This window comes from Candidatus Stygibacter australis, assembly GCA_030765845.1.
GTDB classification, from domain to species: Bacteria; Cloacimonadota; Cloacimonadia; order Cloacimonadales; family TCS61; genus Stygibacter; species Stygibacter australis.
Map to the genome: position 1 here is coordinate 1 of JAVCDJ010000275.1, position 4,081 is coordinate 4,081.

General features: G+C 38.9%; 3 protein-coding genes. All 3 read right to left on the reverse strand.

The features are described 5' to 3' along the window. On the reverse strand, positions 1 to 1,657 hold a 1,657-nt coding region (locus RAO94_14075), incomplete at its 3' end, for an aminotransferase class V-fold PLP-dependent enzyme (GenBank protein ID MDP8323469.1). An 11-nt stretch (positions 1,658 to 1,668) separates the two neighbouring features. After that, a complete protein-coding gene (locus RAO94_14080) occupies positions 1,669 to 2,490 on the reverse strand; it encodes a phosphoribosylformylglycinamidine synthase subunit PurQ (protein MDP8323470.1) in 822 nt (273 codons plus the stop codon). Positions 2,491 to 2,504: 14 nt separating this feature from the next. After that, the coding region (locus RAO94_14085; protein ID MDP8323471.1) for an AIR synthase-related protein at positions 2,505 to 4,081 on the reverse strand (1,577 nt) is incomplete at its 5' end.

Here is a 4,081-nt window from a genome sequence, read left to right on the forward strand (position 1 = left end):
ATCCTTGAGCAATCTCTTCTGCTTGTTTCAGGTTGTTCTGATAGATCTCGGTAAATGGTTTTATTTCTGATTTCACGATCTGCTCTGTTTGTAAGGCTCTATTTATATCCAGATCCACAATCTGATCAAAGCCTTTTTCTGATATATGATTCCACTCTCCCGTGTACATATTAAAATTATACTGACCAAGGAACTTTACTGCATTTCTACTGATGAAGCGAATTGCTTCCACGGTGTATTCGAATTCTTCTTCAGATAGGATATAATGCACATTCAGCCTGATCCAGCCGGGTTTTAATCCAGCCAGGTGCTTAGTCTGGATCACTTTCATATATCTTTCTGAAAGTTCTTTTTCAATATGCATGATCAAATGACCATAAGGACCTGCACAGGAACATCCTGCTCTTGTTTGAATGCCAAATAGATCATTCAGCAGCTTTGTAGCAAATTTGGGATGGATTATCTTGCCGTCATTATTGAATTTGATATTAAAAGGAATTATCCCCACCTTCTTCCCTGGATCAGTTTCCCCTAAAAATTCAATATTTTCTTCTTTCCCGATTTCAGAATAAAATCTGGTCATGAAATATTTTTCGATAGCTTCTATATTTGACAATCCAACTTTTTCTTTCAATTCCACTGCCAAAGAAACTCGCAGTGCCTGCAATATTCCCGGAGTTCCCGGTTTTTCACGAGTCTCAATATCAGTTACATATAATTCTGTGGTTTTAGAAACATAGTCTACCGTGCCACCCGCTGCAATACTGGGGGGAAGATCAGAACGATATATATTTTCATTAAAGATCAATACCCCACTGGATCCCGGTCCTCCCAGGAATTTATGAGGACTGAAGAAAATAGCGTCGTAATAGCTTTCTTCATCATGATTCATATCAATTCCTATATAAGGACCACAAGCAGCAAAATCAAAACAGGCAAGGCAATTATTCTTGTGAAGAATCCTGGCAATGGCATATGTGTCTGATAAAAGTCCAGTTACATTTGAGCCAGCGGAAAATGAGCCAATTTTCAGTCTATCCTTATATTTGGGATCAGAAACTATCCTATCCAGAACTCCCAGGTCGATATGACCTTCTTTATCGAGTTCAACTTCCTGAACGTCACATAATGTCCGCCTCCACATAATCTCGTTAGAATGGTGCTCATATGGGCTCACAAACACTATTGGCTTATAGTAGTCAATATAATGAAGCAGGGCATCATGGCAGGAAGACTTTTCTACACCTTTTCGTACCAGGCAGCTTTCCAGAAACAGATCATACCTTTCCCGGGTAGCCGGGGGTAGATATACTCCCAATATCTGCTGTAATCTGGTGATACCTCCAGTAGTACCCGATCCAGTAAAAATTATCTTTCCATGTTCACCCGCATGAACCGACTTTTTTATCCTTCTTTCAGCTTCATGCAATAAAAGAGTCATTGTTTTACCAGTAAAATCATCCTCAGTATGTGAATTTGCATAATATTGCCTGATCTTGTTAAGATGGTTCTCGATAAAATAGAGGTTTCTTCCACTGGCGGTGTAATCAAGATATACAATTGGTTTTTCCCCATAAGGAGTTGGTATCATTATATTTCTACCAATCAATTCCTGCCTTAACCATTCAAGTTCTTTGATAATTTCTTTTACCTGCATTACATTTCCTTTCACCTGTTCTTGATATGCTCCACAATGTTTTTAAATATCTCTAATCCTTCACCATCTTCTGACATTTCAGGATTCATTCTCTTTTTTCGTCCCCAGTCAGGGTGATTAAATATAGATAAATATGCTTCTGGATGCGGCATTAAACCAAATACCTGTCCTGTCTCATCACATAAACCAGCACAATTTATATATGACCCATTAGGATTGTATGGATATTCAGCAGTAATATTACCCTCGAAATCAGTATAAGACAGGCAGTTCAAGTTCTTTTCTATTATACCATTAAGAATCTGTTCGTCTCTGATGATCAGTTTGCCTTCACCATGCCTTACGGGTAATGCTGTTTTGTCTATTCCCTTCAAAAATGGTGTTACTGATGCCGGATTAGTTCGGCAATATACCCATCTGTCTTCAAACTTACCTGAATCATTCAAAGTCAGCGTAACTTCCTGAGAATGCTCTTTAGCTACATTTGGCAGAAGCCCCATTTTCACCAGAAACTGAAATCCGTTACAAATTCCCAAGACAAATTTTCCTGCTTCTATAAATTCCAGAATGACATTATAAAATAACTCACCATCTGCTATTCTCTTATATTTCATCTTATTAGCCAGCACTTTGCCAGAGCCCAGATCATCACCAAATGAAAACCCACCAGGGAAATTAAGGATATCATAATCACTTATTTTTACTTTCCCCAGAAATACATCATTTAAATGTACAATTTGAGCTTCTGCTCCAGCTAATTGGTATGCTGCTGCCAGTTCTCCTTCGCAATTTATCCCATATCCCGTAACTACTAATGATTTTACTTTTTTCATTTCATGCTTCCCGATCATATTTCCCTCAAGGTTTTAGACCAATACTGCTCCAACTTTTCTGAGCTGAGGTTGATTATCTCATTGCCATTTAAGCTTATCTCTAATTTTGCGATATCAGTAACTTTGCCCATATTTGTTGCAGATTCGCCTAAGATTGCTTCAAATTCTGCCTTATTCTCTGGATCAATAGAAACCACAAACCTGCTGTGACTTTCTGAATATAATAGTGCTGCTGCACTAAGCTCATCATTATTCAAACTGATCTCAGCACCAAGATTTAAGCCCAGCAAACATTCAGCAAGGCAGACTGCCAAACCACCATCAGATATATCATGACTTGAAGCAATAAGCCCTTTCTTATTTGCTTCCATCACTTTTATATAAATCGCTTTTGCCTTTTCCATCCTGACCTGAGGAACATTTTTCCCTAAATATCCCAATTGTTTATAAAATTCAGAAGCTCCTAATTCATCGTAAGTCTCCCCTATCTGATAGATCAGGTCATCTGCTGTTTTGAAATCACTGGTTACTGTTTTACGGATATCAATTATCAAGGCAGTCATGGAATAAAGAATTGTAGGTGGCACAGATATTTTAGTCTCACCCGACTTGAAATCATTCTTCATACTGTCTTTTCCGGATGTCATGGGGATATTGTAATATGTTGCCATATTATATAGTGCCTGGTTCATCTGAACCAGCTTGGCTAACTTCATCTTACCATCGGGATTAGTTACAGCATCATATAATGAATCCGGTACACAGAAATTATCGTTCACTGACCAGAATATCATTTCCTGAGACTCAGGGTCAGGCAGCTGTCCACCTATCGAAATTATCTGCCTGATAGCTTCATCAAAAGCGCCTGCAGACATCTGATAGGCATCAATATCGCCATATTTAGGAGAAATACCATTAGATACTGCTATTCCCTTCCAACTCTCGAAATCAAGCCTAATTACAGCAGCATCCTGAGGTGCTCTCCCGGTACTTCCCATCAATGGTTTGATCACCGTCTTTCCCTTTACCTCATGGTCATATTGCCTGATCACGCTTTCTCGAGAGCAGATATTCCAATTAGAAAGCAGTTTTAAGATAATCTCATTATGATCAAGCTCTTCTGAGATAACAGGTTCACTCAGATCAGGTCTTTTCCATACAGCTTCCATTTGCTTACGCGGAAAGCCATTATGCAGAAAATCTATATTGAGATATGCTACTGGTCTATTATCATAATTTACTTCAATAAATCCACTGTCAGTAAAAATTCCTACTCTGCTGAGTTCAACTTCTCGTTCATCAGCCAGCTTGAGTAGTGCTGGATAGTTTTTCTCTTCCACCACAAATGTCATTCTCTCCTGAGATTCTGATATATAGATCTCCCAGGGCATCAGATTGGCATATTTCAAAGGAACCTTTTCCAGGTGTACTTCTGCCCCACCCGGTATCTGGGCTAATTCACCAATTGATGATGATAATCCACCAGCACCATTATCAGTTGAGCATTTGATCAAACCAGCCAATACTGCTTCCTGCATATAATCTGAAAGCAGTTTCTGCGTGATAGGACTGCCTATCTGAACAGCAGACT